Source organism: Pseudomonas sp. 382, assembly GCF_002759075.1.
GTDB lineage: Bacteria > Pseudomonadota > Gammaproteobacteria > Pseudomonadales > Pseudomonadaceae > Aquipseudomonas > Aquipseudomonas vlassakiae.
In genome coordinates, this window is sequence record NZ_PEMX01000001.1 from 20,341 (window position 1) to 37,534 (window position 17,194).

General features: G+C 63.1%; 15 protein-coding genes and 1 pseudogene. 6 read left to right on the forward strand and 10 right to left on the reverse strand.

Features of this window, described 5'->3' with window-relative positions; genetic code table 11:
• Window positions 1–136 precede the first annotated feature (136 nt).
• On the reverse strand, window positions 137–355 hold the full coding sequence (locus CQW31_RS00140) for a DUF2970 domain-containing protein (protein ID WP_054885148.1): 219 nt from the start codon (window positions 353–355) through the stop codon (window positions 137–139).
• A 179-nt stretch (window positions 356–534) separates the two neighbouring features.
• Between CQW31_RS00140 and pssA the strand changes: the two genes are divergently transcribed.
• The 3 genes from pssA (at window position 535) to CQW31_RS00155 (ending at window position 5,762) form a co-directional block, all read left to right on the forward strand.
• Window positions 535–1,863, forward strand: coding sequence for a CDP-diacylglycerol--serine O-phosphatidyltransferase (pssA, locus tag CQW31_RS00145; RefSeq protein ID WP_099813377.1), 1,329 nt, complete (start codon window positions 535–537; stop codon window positions 1,861–1,863).
• 79 nt (window positions 1,864–1,942) lie between these two features.
• Window positions 1,943–4,489, forward strand: a complete 2,547-nt coding sequence (locus CQW31_RS00150) for an EAL domain-containing protein (protein WP_099813379.1) — start codon at window positions 1,943–1,945, stop codon at window positions 4,487–4,489.
• 106 nt (window positions 4,490–4,595) lie between these two features.
• On the forward strand, window positions 4,596–5,762 hold the full coding sequence (locus CQW31_RS00155) for a GGDEF domain-containing protein (RefSeq protein ID WP_099813381.1): 1,167 nt from the start codon (window positions 4,596–4,598) through the stop codon (window positions 5,760–5,762).
• A 124-nt stretch (window positions 5,763–5,886) separates the two neighbouring features.
• Here the strand turns inward: CQW31_RS00155 and ppnN are convergent, their stop codons facing one another.
• Both ppnN and CQW31_RS00165 read right to left on the reverse strand, forming a co-directional pair.
• Window positions 5,887–7,260 carry a nucleotide 5'-monophosphate nucleosidase PpnN gene (gene ppnN / locus CQW31_RS00160; RefSeq protein ID WP_054885144.1) on the reverse strand — a complete coding sequence of 458 codons (1,374 nt, stop codon included), beginning with the start codon at window positions 7,258–7,260 and terminating at the stop codon, window positions 5,887–5,889.
• Window positions 7,261–7,323: 63 nt separating this feature from the next.
• On the reverse strand, window positions 7,324–8,385 hold the full coding sequence (locus CQW31_RS00165) for a YeiH family protein (RefSeq protein WP_099813383.1): 1,062 nt from the start codon (window positions 8,383–8,385) through the stop codon (window positions 7,324–7,326).
• Between the two features lie 110 nt (window positions 8,386–8,495).
• Between CQW31_RS00165 and CQW31_RS00170 the strand changes: the two genes are divergently transcribed.
• Window positions 8,496–9,389 (forward strand): LysR family transcriptional regulator, encoded by an 894-nt coding sequence (locus CQW31_RS00170; RefSeq protein ID WP_099813385.1) that lies wholly within the window; start codon window positions 8,496–8,498, stop codon window positions 9,387–9,389.
• An 8-nt stretch (window positions 9,390–9,397) separates the two neighbouring features.
• On the opposite strand, the pseudogene CQW31_RS00175 reads toward CQW31_RS00170, so the two are convergent.
• A pseudogene (locus CQW31_RS00175) lies at window positions 9,398–9,766 on the reverse strand (helix-turn-helix domain-containing protein); the annotation flags it as partial.
• Between the two features lie 74 nt (window positions 9,767–9,840).
• Window positions 9,841–10,527 (reverse strand): hydrolase, encoded by a 687-nt coding sequence (locus tag CQW31_RS00180; RefSeq protein WP_054885141.1) that lies wholly within the window; start codon window positions 10,525–10,527, stop codon window positions 9,841–9,843.
• A 205-nt stretch (window positions 10,528–10,732) separates the two neighbouring features.
• On the opposite strand from CQW31_RS00180, the gene CQW31_RS00185 reads away from it, so the two are divergent.
• Entirely contained in the window at window positions 10,733–11,194 is a 462-nt protein-coding gene (locus tag CQW31_RS00185; RefSeq protein ID WP_099813387.1) for a RidA family protein, read from the forward strand.
• Between the two features lie 23 nt (window positions 11,195–11,217).
• Here the strand turns inward: CQW31_RS00185 and CQW31_RS00190 are convergent, their stop codons facing one another.
• From CQW31_RS00190 to CQW31_RS00200, 3 genes are all read right to left on the reverse strand, one after another.
• On the reverse strand, window positions 11,218–12,201 hold the full coding sequence (locus CQW31_RS00190; protein ID WP_082433547.1) for a LysR family transcriptional regulator: 984 nt from the start codon (window positions 12,199–12,201) through the stop codon (window positions 11,218–11,220).
• Window positions 12,202–12,273: 72 nt separating this feature from the next.
• Window positions 12,274–13,476 (reverse strand): nicotinate phosphoribosyltransferase, encoded by a 1,203-nt coding sequence (pncB, locus tag CQW31_RS00195; protein WP_099813389.1) that lies wholly within the window; start codon window positions 13,474–13,476, stop codon window positions 12,274–12,276.
• Window positions 13,473–14,123 (reverse strand): nicotinamidase, encoded by a 651-nt coding sequence (locus CQW31_RS00200; RefSeq protein WP_099813391.1) that lies wholly within the window; start codon window positions 14,121–14,123, stop codon window positions 13,473–13,475. The genes pncB and CQW31_RS00200 overlap by 4 nt, the downstream gene beginning before the upstream one ends.
• Window positions 14,124–14,260: 137 nt before the next feature.
• On the opposite strand from CQW31_RS00200, the gene CQW31_RS00205 reads away from it, so the two are divergent.
• Window positions 14,261–14,965, forward strand: coding sequence for an NUDIX domain-containing protein (locus CQW31_RS00205; RefSeq protein ID WP_054885181.1), 705 nt, complete (start codon window positions 14,261–14,263; stop codon window positions 14,963–14,965).
• Here the strand turns inward: CQW31_RS00205 and CQW31_RS00210 are convergent.
• Complete coding sequence (locus tag CQW31_RS00210) at window positions 14,928–15,986, reverse strand: DMT family transporter (RefSeq protein WP_249341998.1); 1,059 nt, start codon at window positions 15,984–15,986, stop codon at window positions 14,928–14,930. The genes CQW31_RS00205 and CQW31_RS00210 overlap by 38 nt on opposite strands.
• Before the next feature lie 295 nt (window positions 15,987–16,281).
• On the reverse strand, window positions 16,282–16,875 hold the full coding sequence (locus tag CQW31_RS00215) for a cupin domain-containing protein (RefSeq protein ID WP_054885137.1): 594 nt from the start codon (window positions 16,873–16,875) through the stop codon (window positions 16,282–16,284).
• Window positions 16,876–17,194 lie beyond the last annotated feature (319 nt).

Below are 17,194 nucleotides of genomic sequence, written 5' to 3' on the forward strand. Positions count from 1 at the left end.
CTTTGCCTGATCGTCCTGGTGGTGGTCACCGCGGTGTATTGGGTCAGCCACCAGTGACCTGAACTCAAGACCGTGATCCAGGCAGAACGCCTGCGGGAGGGAATCTCGCAGGCGTTTGCGTTTTATTTCAGCGTGCTCAGCGCGCAGTGAGGTGCAGCGCCAGTTGCACCAGGCCGATCAGTACGGCAATGAACACCAGGGTGAACAGCGTGCCCAGCACGATGAAGTGGCTGGCCTTGCCGTGGGTGAAGTCGCGGGCGCGGTTCTTGCCGCTTTGCACACCAAAGGCGGCGGCGAGAATGCTGTGCAGCATCTGCCAGAAGGTCGGGGGCTTGCCCTGGCTGGAATCGTCCATGGTGGCTCCTGAAGAATCAGCGGCAATCAGCAACAGTGTAGGCAACGCGCATGAGCTTGGCTGGATACATTGCCACGGTCGGTTCCTCACGTTAAGGTTTTCGGCTTGACGCGGTGGCGCGATGAACAATAGACGTGTCCGCCAGCACGGACCTGATTGCAGACCAAAGGTGACTCGATTTGAACCCTGACTCCATGCTGGCGGCGTTGCCAGGCTTCGCCATCGCCCCCGAAGCGATCCAGGTGTTGCCGGATGCCGCGGCCTACCGCACCTGCCTGCTGAAACGCATCGCCACGGCGACCCGGCGAATCGTGATCGTTGCCTTGTACCTGCAAGAGGACGAGGCCGGCCAGGAGGTGCTCGATGCCCTGTACCAGGCCAAGGCCGAGCGGCCGGGCCTGGAGATCGTCATCGTGGTCGACTGGTTCCGTGCCCGCCGTGGCCTGCTGGGGGGCGGGCGCCAGCCGGGCAATGCCGCCTGGTATCAGGCCCAGCGCCAGTTGCGTGGGCTGGATGTGGTGATTCATGGTGTGCCGGTGCAGACCCGCGAGCTGTTCGGTGTACTGCACTTGAAAGGCAGCGTGATCGACGATTGCGTGATCTACACCGGCGCCAGCCTTAATAACGTCTATCTCCACCGGTTCGACCGCTACCGGCTCGACCGTTACCACCTGTTCCAGTCGCCGGCCCAGGCCGATGCCATGGTCGGCTTGGTTCGACGCTTGTTGCACCACACCGCGACGCCGCGTCTGGACCTGCCTGCTGCCCCTGCAACCCGCAGCCTGCGCGGCGATATCCGGCGCCTGCGTGCGCGCCTGCGGCGTATGGCCTATGACGCACCGCCCGCCATTGCGGGGCAGGGGCTGCGTGTCATCCCGCTGCTGGGCGTCGGCCGTGGCAACCCGCTCAACCGCACGCTGTGCGCGCTGCTGGCGGTGGCACGTGCGCAGATCATCATCAGCACACCGTATTTCAACCCGCCTCGGGTGGTAATGCGCGAGATCGATCATGCACTGGGCAGGGGCGTGCGCATCGAGCTGATCGTCGGCCACCGCACCGCCAACGACTTCTATATCGCCCCGGGCGAGCCGTTCAGTGCCAGTGGTGCCTTGCCGTACCTGTACGAGGACAACCTGCGGGCCTTTGCCCGGCGCCGTCAGGCCGCGATTGCCAGCGGCCAGTTGCTGATACGGATATGGAACGATCCGGGCCACACCTTCCATGCCAAGGGGGTGTGGGTCGACCAGCGCTATTCGCTGCTGACCGGCAACAACCTCAACCCACGCGGGTTCAACCTGGACCTGGAGAACGGGCTGCTGATCGATGACCCGCACGGGCAGTGGCTGGTGCCACGGGCGGTGGAGCTGGAGGGCATTCGCCGGCATGCGCCGCAGATCGGCACGGTGGATGAGCTGGGCGAGAAAGCCGAGCATCCCAAGGAAGTGCGCAAGTTCCTGCGGCGCCTGCGCTACAGCCGGCTGGAGCCGTTGATCAAAAGGGTCCTATAGGCCGCCAGTCGTCAGCTGGATCGATCCTTGCCAATCGGTCGGGGTCCACTTTGACGAACCCTGGTAAAAGGCTCTGCGAATGGAATCACTTGTTGGCAATGGCTCGCCGCGCAGTCTCGTGGTCCGACAGCTGGTCCTGGCCTTCTCGGCACTGTTGTTGGTGGCGTTGGTGCTGGGCATGGTCTCGCTGTACCGGATCGCCCAGTCACTCGATGAGCGCGAACGTAGCCAAAGCAGTTTTCACACGCAGTCTTCCCTTGAGCAACTTCAGAAAAACGAGCGTGCCTACCTGCTCAGCTACGCTTTCTGGCAGGCCGCCTACGATCACCTGGCAGGGCCGGTGGACAGCCACTGGGCGTATGACGAGGATAATGTCGGCCAGACCCTTTATCGCGACAATGGCTACGAGGGCGTGTTTGTACTGGACGATGACGGTACCCACTATGCGGTGATCAAAGGCGAACTCAGCACCCGCACGTTTGACGATTTCAGCGCCAGCGGCAGCAGGGTCATGCAATTGGCGCGTGCCGCGGTCAAGCAGGATCAGGCCGCGTCCGGGTTTGTCATGTTCGCCGGACGACCTGCATTGTTTTCTGCTGCCGTCATTCGCTCCCCCTCGACACCGCACCATGTGGCGGCGCCGAATGCGGTGCTGGTGTTCGTGCGTGCACTGGACGCGGTCATGCTCGCAGAGCTGGCCAAGGCGGTCGGTTTGAGTGGTTTCGCCACCACCGCGAGCAAAGTCCCGCAAGCGGGCCTGGGTTACTTGCCGCTGGAAGGCACCGGGCAGGCCCTGACCTGGGAAATCGAGCGCCCCGGCACCATTTTGTTGCGCACGGTGGTCGCACCCTTGAGCCTGGTATTGCTGGTGTTTGGCCTGCTGACGGCATTGCTCACCCGCTATGCCATCCGCGCCAGCGCCCGTATCGACCGCAGCCACCGCCAGCTGGCGGCCTCCAAGAACGCCCTGGAAACCAGCGAGGCGCGTTTCAAGGCCGTCGCCGAGGCGGCCTCGGACTGGATCTGGGAAACCGATGTCCAGCAGCACCTGACCTACCTCTCCGCACGGTTCGCCGAGCTGACCGGCCACCCTGTCGAGCAATGGCTGCAGCGCCCCCTCACGCAACTGCTGGCCTGCGACACCAGCCCTGTCGAGACCTGGCTGCATAATCTGGCAGCCACCGAAGCGACCGCCAGCCTGCGCTGCCAGTACCGCGACCGCCTGGGCCAGCAGCGTGAGTGCCGCATCGCGGCGCGGGCGATCATCGAGCAGGGTATCTGCAAAGGCTTCCGTGGTACCTGCAGTGACATTACCGACGAAGTGGCTGCCCACGCCCAGATCCAGCACCTTTCCTTGCACGATGCGCTTACCGGCCTGCCCAATCGCAACAAACTGTTCCGTTTTCTCGAGCAGGACCAGCCCGTGCCCGTGGCCGTGCTGATGCTCGACCTGGACAACTTCAAGCCGATCAATGACAGCCTCGGCCACCCGGCTGGCGATTCGGTGCTGATCGAGGTAGCCCGGCGCCTCGGCGAGGTGACCCGTGACAGTGACCTGGTGGCGCGCCTGGGTGGGGACGAATTCATCGTCGTGCTGGTGCGGCCTGGTCAGCGAGAGGAAATGGACCGCTTCTGTGCGCGGCTGATCGACACCTTGCGTCGGCCGATCACGCTGGGTGGCCATGCCGTGCAGGTCGGCGCGAGCCTGGGGGTGGTGCTCTCGTCCGAGTACCCCGGCACCCCCGGCGACCTGATCCGCTATGCCGACGTCGCCCTCTATAGCGCCAAGCAGGCCGGCAAAAACACCTGGCGCTATTTCTCGACGCAGATGAACGCGGCGCTGCTGGAAAAACGCACGCTCGAAGGCGAACTGCGTGCGGGCATCCCGCGTGGCGAGTTGCTGTTGCATTATCAGCCACGCTTCAAGGTCGATGGCAACACGGTGGCCTCCGTCGAGGCGCTGGTGCGCTGGCATCACCCGCGCCTGGGGCTGCTGCACCCGGACCGTTTCATCCCGTTGGCCGAAGAGTCGGACCTGATCGTGCAACTGGGCAGCTGGGTGCTGCATGAAGCCTGCAGCCGTGCGCGCAGCTGGCCGCTTGACGTGCTGGTCTCGGTCAACATGTCGCCGGCGCAGTTTCGCCGCAGCGATGTGGTACGTGACGTGGCGGAGGCGCTCAGGCACACCGGCCTGCCGGCGCACCGCCTGGAGCTGGAAATCACCGAAAACGTCATGCTCAACGATGTCGAGGGCGCGCTACATACCATGAATGCGCTCAAGGAACTGGGCGTGCGCCTGAACATGGACGATTTCGGCACTGGCTATTCGTCGCTCGGCTACCTGCGTACCTACCCGTTCGACAGCATCAAGATCGACAAGCGTTTCGTGCAGTCGCTGGGCAAGAGCGACAGTGACCGCAGCGTGGTTCAGGCCATCATCAACCTGGGCAATGCCATGGGCATGACCGTCACTGCCGAGGGTGTCGAGACCCCGCAACAACTGGCGCTCCTCAGCGATGACCAATGCCACGAGGTGCAGGGTTTCTTGCTCAGCAAACCGGTGGAAAACCAGGCGTTGGTGCGTTTGATGGAGGCGGGGATCGCCACCGGACCTGTCGTACCTTGAACGGTTACACTCATTTGCATGCAGCGTGACCGTTCGCCCCTCTGAAAAGTCATGCCAAGCGCATACAATCGGCCTTTTCCACGTTATCAGACAGGCCAGACCGTATATGGCGCTTGATCCACCCACAATGCTGACGATCACCATCGCCCTGGCCGCTGCCGCTGCGCTGTACCTGGCGATCGAGTGGCGCAGTGTCCGCGAATCGTCGCTGCTGTTCTGGAGCGCCGGTTTCGCCACGATCACCGTCGGTTCGACCCTGGCACTGTTGCGCGGGATCGGCCTGCTGCTGATCGGTATCTGGTTCGCCAATGGCTTGTTGGTGGTTGCCCATGCGTTCTTTCTGCTGGGCGTGGTGCGTTTCACCCAGGCCCGGCTGTCGCGGGCATGGCTGCTGATCGTGGTGATCTGGTTCGGCTTGTTGCTTCTGCCCGTGGGGCCGCAGTGGTCGAAACTGATGCTGATGGTCAACTCGCTGCTGGTAGCGTCGCTCACGCTCAAGGCCAGCTACCTGCTGCGCCCGCATGGCAAGTCGCTGAGTGTGGGGGCGGTGCAGCTGCGTTACGTGCTGTTGATCCATGGCCTGTTCTATGTAGCCAAGGCGGCCGTGGCGGTGATACCGGGCACGTTGATCGACCTGGCGACCTTTGGCGGCCTGATCATCCAGGTTTCGCTGGTCGAAGGGGCGATGGCGATCATGCTGATCGCGCTGTCGATGACCGGCACCGAGCGCTATCGCCGTGAAGAACGCATCGCCCGGCTGGCTGCTCGCGATCCGCTGACGGCGTTGTACAACCGTCGGGCCCTGGAAGTGCGGGCGACGCACCTGTTCAAGGCGGTCAGCCCGGCTCAGCCGGGGGCGTTGCTGCTGATCGACATCGACAACTTCAAGCTGGTCAATGACCTGCATGGACATGCGGCGGGTGACCGCCTGCTGATTGCCTTGAGCGAGATGATTCGTACGGTGTTGCCGGAGCGTTCGTTGGCGGCAAGACTGGGCGGCGATGAGTTCGTCATCCTGCTCAATGGTGCCAGCAGCGAGAAGGTGGTGGCACTGGGCAGCCAGCTGCGTGACCAGTTCCAGCAGTTTGCCAGGGAGGCGATGCCGACCCCGCAGGCGGTGACCTTGAGTATCGGCGCCAACCTGTTCGATCAGCCACCGGCCAGCCTGGCGGCGTTGATCGAGCAGGGGGATGTGGCGTTGTACCAGTCCAAGCGGGGCGGGCGTGACAGCATCCGCCTGGTTGACCGGACCGTGGCGAGTCCGGTCAGATAGATTGATGCTGGCCCCTTCGCGGGCACGCCCGCTCCCACAGGAATACCGCTGGCTTCGATGTCTGTGAAACCCCTGTGGGAGCGGGCGTGCCCGCGAAGGGGGCGCAAAGCGGCCCCCTGCAATCTCAGGTCACGACCTGATAGCAAGGTACATAAGCAGCGCCACCTGGCAGCTTCATCCGGTGCTGGTCGACGAACGCCTGCAACAGGCGCCCCAACGGTTCCAGCACCGCCGCATCACCGCGGATCTGATACGGCCCGTGCTCCTCGATCAGCCGGATCCCTTTGTCTTTCACGTTGCCCGCAACGATGCCGGAAAACGCCCGGCGCAGATTGGCCGCCAGCTCGTGGGCTGGCAGGTCACGGCGCAGGGCCAGTTCGGCCATGTTGGCGTGGGTCGGGTCGAACGGGTGCTGGAAGCCACCGTCGATCCTCAGCAGCCAGTTGAAGTGGAACGCGTCATTGCGCTCGCGGCGGAACTGCTTGACCTGCTTGAGCCCCTCGACCATGTGCCGGGCCACTTCCGCCGGATCATCGATGATGATCTGGTAGTGGCGTTGCGCGGCCTCGCCGAGGGTGGCACCGACGAAGGCATGCAGCTGCTGCAGGAAGGGTTCGGCACTGCGCGGCCCGGTGAGCACCACCGGGAAGGGCAGGTCCTGGTTGTCGGGGTGCATGAGGATGCCGAGCAGGTAGAGGAATTCCTCGGCAGTGCCGGCGCCGCCGGGGAAGATGATGATGCCGTGGCCGACGCGGACGAAGGCTTCCAGGCGCTTCTCGATGTCCGGCAGGATCACCAGCTCGTTGACGATCGGGTTCGGCGCCTCGGCGGCAATGATGCCCGGCTCGGTCAGGCCCAGGTAGCGGCTGCCGTGCATGCGTTGCTTGGCATGGGCGATGGTGGCGCCCTTCATCGGGCCCTTCATCACGCCCGGGCCGCAGCCGGTGCAGATGTCCAGTTTGCGCAGGCCCAGTTCGTGGCCGACCTTCTTGGTGTACTGGTACTCCTCGCTGCTGATCGAGTGGCCACCCCAGCACACCACCATCTTCGGCTCCACGCCAGGGCGCAGGGTCCGGGCGTTGCGCAGCAGGTGGAAGACATAGTCGGTGATGCCCTGGGAGCTTTCCAGGTCGATGCGCTGGCTGGCCAGCTCGCTTTCGGTGTAGACGATGTCCCGCAGGGCGCTGAACAGCATTTCGCGGGTGCTGGCGATCATTTCGCCATCGACGAAGGCGTCGGCTGGAGCGTTCAGCAGCTCCAGGCGCACGCCGCGGTCTTGCTGGTGGATGCGGACTTCGAAGTCCTTGTACGCTTCGAGAATGGTCTTGGCGTTGTCGACATGGGCGCCGGTGTTGAGAATGGCCAGGGCGCACTGGCGGAACAAAGTGTAGAGGCTGCCGGTACCGACTTCACTCAGTTGCTGGACTTCACGTTGCGACAGCGTCTCCAGGCTGCCTTTGGGGCTGACGGATGCATTGATGACATGGCGTTGAGGCATCTAAGTCGTTCCTGTGCAGGTAAAAACATCCTTGCAAGACAACACCATACCGATCAAGGCGCGTCAACCTAAAAGGCGTTGCACACCGAGGGTGATTGCCAGGCCACCGGCCACCAGCCACAGGTTGAGGACTGCCCCGGTGATCAGTGCCTTGGGCCCGGCCTGGCGGATCTGGCTCCAGCGGGTTTCCATGCCCAGCGCGGTCATGGCCATGGTCAGGCCGAAGGTGTCCAGGCTGTTGACCGCCTGGGTCACGCTGCCCGGCAGCACCTGCAGCGAGTTCACCAGCACCAGGGCGAGGAAACCGAAGGCGAACCAGGGCATGGCGATGCGGCCGTTGCCTTGTGCCTGGCCGGGCTGGCGCGAACGGCTGATCCACAGGCCCACCACCAGCAGCACCGGCACCAGCAGCATCACCCGGGTCATCTTGACGATGGTGGCGATGTGCGTGGCTTCGGGGCTGACATTACTGGCCGCGCCCACCACTTGCGCCACTTCGTGAATGGTCCCGCCGAGGAACAGGCCGGCGCCCAGGGTGTCCAGGTGCAGCCAGCCGGCGTTGATCGCCAGTGGATAGAGGAACATCGACAGGGTGCCGAACAGCACCACGCTACCAACGGCCATGGCGCTCTTGTGCGGGGCGCTGCGCAGTGCCGATTCGAACGCCAGCACGGCGGCAGCACCACAGATCGCGCTGCCCGCTGCGGTGAGCAGGGCAGTATCGCGGTCCAGCTTGAACAGTCTGGTGCCGCACCACAGGCCGATCAGCAAGGTGCTGGTCACGACCAGCAACGATACCGTCAAGCCGGACCAGCCGACTTCGGCGATCTCCTGCAGGCTCACGCGCAGGCCGAAGAAGGCCACGGCGATGCGCAGCAACCCACGGGCCGAGAAGTTGATACCGGCTGCCCAGCTGGCCGGCACGCCATCGCGCAGGGCATTGCCATAAAGGGCGCCGGCGACAATCCCGACGATCAGCGGGCTGATGCCCAGGCCGGCGATGGCCGGCAGGGCTGCCAACTGGGTGACGGCGAGCGCGAACAGCGCGACGAACAGGATGCCGTTGAGCCGCCCTCGGGTGGAGAGGGTAGGCGCCAACGTGGGGTTGGAAGTTGCCGTGGCCATGTGAGTCCTCCGGAAAATGTTTCGACATGACCTACGTTAATCTGGTTATAAGCTTATAAAAAATCGTAATTTAGGATGGCAAATATCCGTTTGGCTGATATTTTTACTAGATGACCCCAGAACAGCTGATAACCTTCGCCACCGTAGCCGAGCATGGCAACATCAGCCATGCGGCCCTGGCCCTGCATCTGTCGCAACCGGCGGTGTCCGGTCAGCTCAAGTTGCTGCAGGAAGACTTTGGCGAACCCCTGTACCAGCGCGCCGGCCGTGGCGTGCGCCTGACCGCTGCCGGCGAGCAACTGCTGGCCCATGCCCAGCGCCTGCGCGATACCTTCCGCCAGGCCCAGGCTTTGTGCGAGGCCATGCGCGGGCTGGAGCGCGGCACCTTGCGCATCGGCGCCAGCACCACGCCGGCCAGCTACCTGCTGCCGTACCTGATTGCCGATTTTCACAAGCGTTATCCGGACGTGCTGGTCAGCACCTCCCACGGCAACACCACGGAGATCGTCGCGGCGTTGGACAGTGTCGATATCGCCTTGATCGAGGGGCCGCCCGGGCAGGATCTGCCCTTGGGCACGCAAGTGACGGCGTGGCGCGAGGACGAGATCGTGGCCATCGTGCCGAGTGATCATCCGCTTGCCGAGGCCGAGGAGCATACCTTGGCGTCACTCGGCGCCTACCCACTGGTACTGCGCGAAAGCGGCTCGGGGGTCCGGCAGATCGTCGAGCGGGCGTTTGCCCGCTACGGCGTAGCGATGCGCGTGGCGTTGGAGATTGCCGGGGTGGAGGGGGTGAAGGAGGCGGTGCGGGCCGGGATGGGCGTTGGGTTCGTCTCGGCCATGTCGATCCGCCATGAGGACGGGGCATTGCGGCAGGTGCGGATTGCGCCAGTGCCACTGGTCAGGCGCTTTTCCATTCTGTTGCCCCATGCTGCCACGCCTTCGCGGGCGGCGGCGCGGTTCATGGAATTGTGCGTGGGGCGGCTCGATGATGCCGGGCGATGATGGGTCAGCCTTTGCCAGGCCAAAGGTGTCAGCCCTTCAGCCCTCATGAAAGCTCGGCAAAAGTGCGCTTGATCGTAGAACCCACAATCTAGCGCGATATCTGCCAGCAGCATCCTCGCGTCGAGCAGCAGTTGCTTGCTTTTCCTGATCCGTTGCTCGCGCATCCATTGCTGTGGCGGCACCCGGGTGCTTTCCTTGAACATTCTGCTGAAGTGGCTGCGCGACAGCGCGCATGCCTCGGCGAGCTCGGTCACCGATATGCCCACGTCCAGATGCGCCAGCATCATCTGCTTGGCGGTCCGCAATTGCCAAGGTTTGAGCTGCCTGGTCGATTTCAAGGCGACAGTCGCCAGCACAGTGCAATCGCCACTGTTCATGAAGGTCCATTCCTGTTCGCGAGGGAAGAACGCTCAGCGGGCAGCTGTGCCCGCTGAGGGAGGCTGATGCGGGATCAGAGAGGCGCGGCAACCGGCGCCAAGGTGGGGCCATGCTTAACGCGCTCAGGCGCCTTGTGGACCATGGTGTAGGCGTAGTCCACGCCCATGCCGTATGCGCCGGAGTGTTCTTTGACCAGCTCCATCACGGCGTCGTAGGTTGCGCGATTGTTCCAGTCGCGCTGCCACTCCAGGAGCACCTGCTGCCAGGTCACCGGCACGACGCCTGCCTGGATCATGCGCTGCATGGCGTAGTCGTGGGCCTCCTTGGTCGTGCCGCCGGAGGCATCGGCAACCATGTAGATCTCGTAGCCGGCATCGTGCATCGCGGACAGCGCGAATGTGGTGTTGCAGACCTCGGTCCACAGGCCGGAAACGATGATCTTGTTGCGGCCGTTGTTCTTCAGGGCATCACGAACCTTCTGATCGTCCCAGGAGTTCATGGAAGTCCGTTCCAGCAGCGGCGCATCAGGGAATACCGCTAGCAGCTCGGGGTAGGTGTGCCCGGAGAAACTCTCGGTTTCGACCGTGGTGAAGATGGTCGGCACGTTGAAGATCCTGGCCGCCTTGGCCAGGCCAACGGTGTTGTTCTTCAGCGTTTGTCGATCAATGCTCTGGACGCCGAAAGCCATCTGCGGTTGTTGATCGATGAAGATCAGCTGGCTGTTGAACGGGGTCAGGACTTCAGTGTTTGGCGTGCTCATTGCTAATCCCTGTGCTGGTTTGTGGCGAAGGTTTGCTCAGCGGTTGTCGGCGAGTGCCAGCAAACGATAACCAAACCATCAGCGATGCGGTGGCGCACTTTTGCGTCGCTAAAGGCGCATTAATGCGCCACCTGTTGCGCTGGGTACGGTGCTAGCCTCTGCGCTACCCGGATCACTACGATCCGTCATTCACTTGGAGAATGCAGTGGCCGCATCACGACCTTTCAACGACGACACCGCCTACTGGGGCGTCCCCTGGGAAGCAAGCTACGGCTATCCGCAAGCCCGGCGGGTAGGTAACGAGATTTTCGTATCGGGCCAGTTCAACCATGACCAGGACGGCAATCTGGTCGCTCCGGCGCCTCTGGATGCCGACGGCAGACCCAGCGATTTCTCATCGATGGGGGAACAGATGCGTGTGGCCTATGACAACATCTCGTCGTTACTCGCCCTCTACGGCGCCAGCCTTGATGATGTCGTCGAAGAAACCCTTTACGTGCTGGACATGGATGCAGCCTTCGCCGTGGTCGGCAAGGTACGCAAGGCGGCCTATGGTTCGGAACGCCCGCAGGCGGCGAGTAACATCATTGGTGTGTCGAGGCTCGCCCAACGCCCTCAGCTGATCGAAATCGCCTGCCGGGCGGTGATTGGCGCCCGAACCCGCTGACCTGCGTTCCCGCCATCAGCCTGTCAGGCCGAGACCGCCTGCTGCCCTTCGACCAGCGGTTTCAGGTCGGCAACGGCAGCCGCGCAGAATGTCATGAAGGCTTTGACCCGCCAGGACTTGCGTATGTCCTGGTGGGTCAGCAACCACAATTCGTCCTGCAGCTGCGGCACTACCGGGCCGAGGCGAACCAGGCCTGGCGTAATGTCGCCCAGCATGCAGGGCAGGAACCCGTAACCCAGGCCCGCCGCAATGGCTGCACTGGCTGCGGCCACTGAATCGGTGCGATAGGCAATGGACTCGGGCGCAACCCTGGATTCGACATAGCTTGTCGCTTTCAAACCGCACAGCGCCGCGGAATAGGAAACCCATCCGTGGCCTTCGGCAAAGGGGTTGGCAGGTAGAGGCTGCTTGATGCTGGCATAGGGGGCCCAGGCGATGTTGGCCAACTTTCGGCCGACCAGGCTTTGCGCTGGCTTACGGGTCGCACGGACGGCGATATCAGACTCATCGCGGGCAAGGCTCAGCGTCTCGTTCCCGACCAGCACTTCAATGGTTATGCCTTCATTGAGCGCTTTGAAGTCCGCGATGATCGGGGTGAGAAAGTACAGCAGCAATGAGTCGCTCGTGGTGATCCGCAGCTTGCCGAGAGGGCCTTGGCCGGCTCGGGAGACACGCCGCGTCACGCTCACGATGTCGAGTTCGACGCGCTCGGCCAGGGCACGCAATTCCGCACCTTCGGCCGTCAGCAAGTACCCGGCTTTACGGTGATCGAACAGCGCCACCCCGAGGGCTTTTTCGACCTGGGAGACCCGGCGCGATACCGTGGAAACGTTGATGCCAAGTTTCTTGGCCGTGGCGGAGCGATTGCCGCAATCACTCAAGGTCTTGATGATTCGCAGGTCGTCCCAGGACAGCTGGTTGACCGCCGCACCTGCATCCCATTTGGGCCCGGTGGCGTTGACAGGGGTCGGCAGGGCACTTCCAGGTGACGGCTTCACGGCGTTCATTCCAGGTACGGTGTGCAGATGATACGAGAAGGGGCGGGGGCAACCAAGATGGCCCACCCGCTCATCCCGGCCCTATCCATTCACCTTGAACACATGCTTCATGTAGGCCACGAAGTTCGCATCCCGGCACTGGGTCTTGCCCGGGCTGTCGGAGATCTTCGCCACTGGCGCGCCATTGCAGTCGGTCATCTTGATCACGATGTTCATCGGCTCTACCCCGGGGATATCGCAGGTCAGCCGGGTACCAATGCCGAAGCTTACGTTGATCCGCGAGTGCAACGCCCGGTACAGGCCCAGCGCCTTGGCGAAATCCAGGCCGTCGGAGAAGATCAGCGTCTTGCCCTTCGGGTCGATCCCCAGCCGCTCATAGTGGGCAATGGCTTTCTCCGCCCATACCAGCGGGTCCCCAGAGTCGTGACGCAGGCCGTCGAACAGCTTGGCGAAGTACAGGTCGAAATCTTCCAGGAAGGCGTCCATGGTGATGCAGTCGGTCAAGGCGATGCCCAGCAAGCCACGGTACTCGCGCACCCAGGCTTCCAGTGCGGCGGCCTGGCTGTCGACCAGCCGTGGTCCGAGTTGCTGGTGGGCCATGAACCATTCGTGGGCCATGGTGCCGAGCGGCTTGAGTTCGAGTTCGCGAGCCAGGTGCACGTTGCTGGTGCCGACGAAGCGGCCGGGGAAGTCGTGCTTGAGCAGGTACACCACTTCTTCCTGCACCCGGTAGGAAAACCGCCGCCGGGTACCGAAGTCGGCGAGCTGGAAGCCGGCCAGCTCATCGGCACTGGCCTCGGCCTTGAGCCAGTCCATCTTCTGGTACAGGCGCTCGCCCACCTGTTCGAGTACCACGTCGCGATAGCGATAGCGGTTGCGCACCTCGCTGATGATCGCCAGCAACGGGATCTCGTAGAGGATCACGTGCAGCCACGGCCCGCGCACGCGGATCGCCAATTGACCGGCCGCGTCCAGGCCGACCTGCACGTAGCGCAGGTTGAAGCGGAACAGGCTGAGAAAGCGGATGAAATCCGCTTTGAGGAACGGGATCTTCTCCAGATAGGCCAGCTGATCATGGGTAACCGTGACCTCGGCAAGTTGCTCTATCTGGTAGCGGATCTCCGCCAGGTAGGGGGACAGATCCTCCCCATTGCGGCAGCGGAACTCCCACTCCACCTCGGCGTTGGGGTAGTTGTGCAGCACCGCCTGCATCATGGTGATCTTGTAGAAGTCGGTGTCCAGCAGGTTCTGGATGATCCGTGGGCCGAAAACGCTTTCGCTCATGGGCGGTCTTCCTTGATCAGTGAGAGCTGGTAGTCGAGCGCGGCTTCATCGCCGCAGAGGATAACGCCCTCGGCGGCCAGCGCACCGCAGGCGCTGATGGCGCCTTCCTGGGTCAGGGCGCGACAGGCCGGCAGGTACAGCAGCACCTGGAAGCCGGCCTGGCGCAATTGCCGGGCGGTGGTCTTGACGCAGTAGTCCAGGGCCAGGCCGCCGACGATCACCGCGCCTACTTCCTGCACCTTCAGGTATTCGATGACCCCGGTGGAGCGGCGCTCGGCGAGGTCGTGGAAGCAGGCGCCGTAGGGGTGCAAGTCGGGCTCGACACCTTTCCAGACGAAGTAGTCGTAGTCGATGGGGGCGGGCAGGCCGGGCAGCAGCTCGAAGCCGGCGGTGCCGGGGACGCAGTGGCTGACCCAGGTCAGGTCGGCGTTGGCCAGGGTCAGCGGTTGCAGCATCTGGCCGGGCTCGGCCACCACCCAGGCAGCGTTGGCCGGGTGGGCGTCCTTGCTGCCCAGGCGCAGGTCGGCGCGCAAGGCCATGGCGTTGAGGTCCGGGACGATCTCGTTGCCTTCCGGCACCGGCAGCTCCTGAGGGGCGTTGGCGGTGAAGCCGTTCTGCGCGTCGACATCGAAACTGGCGATCTTCATGGCGGGTCTCCTCGCTGGAATGATCATATAATTCACCTGGTGTATTAAGTATGTCAAGTGACAATTGCTGTGAGTTTGCGGGTTGCCATACTTAGAAGCTCTGGTGGATTATTGCGTTGATGAACAAGGAGTTCCCGGTGAGTACAGTCGAAGTTCTGGCCAGTGTCGACATCGTCGCCCTGCGCCTGGCCCCTGATGCCCAGCATCTGCAAGTGTTGTTGCACCGTCGTGAGCGCGAGCCCCATATCGGCCAGTGGGCCTTGCCCGGCGTGATCGTCAATGGCCGCACCCCGGACACCAGCCTGGAGGGCGCTGCTGAGCGTGCCCTGCGCGAGAAAGCCCAGGTACTGCCACGTTACCTCGAACAGGTGGGTACCGAAGGCAATGCTTTCCGCGACCCGCGTGGGTGGTCGTTGAGTACCTACTACCTGGCTTTGCTCGACCCGCAACAGCAGGTCGAAGGTGAGCAGCTGGCGTTTTTCGACCTGGACAGCGTGATTGACCGCAAGGTGTTGCTGCCGTTCGACCATAACCTGCTGGCCGAGCGTGCGCGTGAGCGGTTGGCTTCGAAGACGGTGTATAGCAGCTTGCCGCTGTACCTGCTGGCGGAGAAATTCACCGTGCTCGATGCGCTGGGGGCGGTGCAGGCGTGCCTTGGGCAGGCGGTGAACAACACCTCGCTGCGCAAGCGCCTGGAGCGCCTGCGCGAGCTGGGGTGGGTGCGGGATACCGGGGAGAAGAACCAGCCCAGGCTGGGCCGGCCGCAGCAGTTGTATCAGTACACGCCGCAGGGGGAGCGGGTGTTCATGTTCGACCGGAGCCTTCTACCCGAAGGCCTGTAGGAGCGGCCTTGTGTCGCGAAAGGGGCGCGTAGCGGCCCCAGCAATCTGTGCGTTTGCGCTGATATTCTGGGGCCGCTACGCGCCCCTTTCGCGACACAAGGCCGCTCCTACAGCGGTCGCGTTCGGTCAGGTCAATGCGCGCCGCCGCCAGGATGGTCGCCAACACGATCAGCGCAGCACCGGCCGCCATGCGCAGGCTCGGCTGGTCACCGAACAGCCACCAGGCGCCGAGGATCGCATACACCGGCTCCAGCGCGATGATCATGCCGGCGGTGCGCGCCTCCAGCCCTTCCAGGCTCTTGACGAACAGGAACTGCGACAACCCGGTGCAGAACACCCCCAGCAGCGCCAGGTTGATCCAGTCATTGCTGCCGAGGCTGGTGTTGCCCAGGTGGGTAAAGGCAAATGGCGCTACCAGCGCGGCCACCACCACGTTCTGCCAGAACGCCACCTGCATGGCATTCATGTTCGACTGGTGGCGGCGGTTGGCCACGGTCAGCAGGGCGAACGCCAGGCCTGAGCCCAGGCCCCAGAGCAGGCCGATGGTGCCTTTGTCCAGCAGGTCGAAGGTCGGTACCACCAGCACCAGGCCCGCCGTCACCATCAGCAGCAGCAAACCTTGCACGGCGCCGATGCGCTGGCCGAACACGCTGCGTTCGATCATGGCGATAAAGGCCGGGAAGCTGGCAAAGCCCAGGGTGGCCAAGCCCACGCCACCGACTTTTACAGCGATGAAGAAGGTTACCCAGTGGGTGGCCAGCAACGCACCGGTCAGGCCCAGCACCGGCAGGTTGCGCAGGGTCAGCGCGTCGAGCAGGCGGGTACCCTTGAGCCCGGCGACGAAGCCCAAAGCGATGAAAGCGAAGGTGGCACGGCCGAAGGTGATGATGCTGGCGTCGGCCTCGATCAGGTGACCGAGGATACCGGTCAGGCCGAACAGCACAGCGGCGATATGAGCAACGCACAGGGCGTTACGGTGGCCAGTGGCAGCACCGGCTACGGGGATTGAAGTCGCGATCATGGCAGTCAAGTCTTCACAATGTGGCGCGCGCAAACACTCCCGATCAGCGCGACGCGGGTCTTTGATTCTGGGAGTTTTATCGTTATGAGCCCGGACGAACTGCCCGGTGCAAAAAGGCGCCACAGCGTTGGAATTGTGAAGCGAGGCTGTTTTACTCGCGACTACCACACCGATCAGCCCACGGCGCGGGGCTGGTCGATGTGTGTATTATTTTTGTAGACACGGTTTGGAAGCCGATTGCGGGCGACGTGTGCTTGTCTGATCGCGACGTCGGCTGTTGCCTTGTAGCGCCTTGTTATTCCTCACCGTAATTCATGATCGACAGCAGGCGGATCGGCACCTGCACCAGCTGCTCAGGGCCGTGCGGGGTTTCGCCATCGAAGGTCAGGCTGTCGCCGGCCTGCATGTGGTAGAGCTGGTTGCCGTGGCGGTAGACCAGTTCCCCCTCCAGCAGGTGGAGGAACTCGGTACCGGGGTGGGCGAAGGTCGGGAACTCTTCGCTGGCGTCATCCATGGTCACCATGTACGCCTCGAAATTCTTCTTCGGCCCCCTGGCGTGATTGAGCAAATGGTAGGTATGGCCCTTCTCGGTGCCGCGGCGCACCACCTCCAGCCCTTCACCGGCCTTCACCAGCAAGGCATTGCCATCGGGCTGGTCATACTGGCTGAACAGCTTGGCCATCGGCATGCCCAGCACATCGCACAGACGGCTCAGGGTATCGAGGCTGGTGGACACCTGGGCGTTCTCGATCTTGCTCAGCATGCCCTGGCTGATGCCGGCGATGCGCGCCACATCGGCGAGCTTGAGCGACTGGGCCTGGCGCTGGCGCTTGATCTGCAGGCCCAGGTACTGCTCCAGGCGAAGGCGCGGTGGGGTTTCGGATGGCATCGAATGTCCTGCACGGTTTCAGTTCAAGAATAAAGATTTCGCACTGGGAAAGTGCGAAAGGCAGCTGCGTTGGCGGCTTCTTTCCTCAGATGAAAACAAGTTTCCCATAAACAGAGCATAAAAACCTGCATGGGTTTTGTGTTGTCTGTGCGGGCCTCTTCGCGGGCACGCCCGCTCCCACAGGGACTTTGCGCCGATCTCTGTGGGAGCGGGCGTGCCCGCGAAGAGGCCGGAACAGAAAGCAAACACCAGCCATCAGGCAGAGTTGGCAAGCACGTTGCATTCCTGTGAGGAAAGTAAATTTCTCATGTGGAATTAG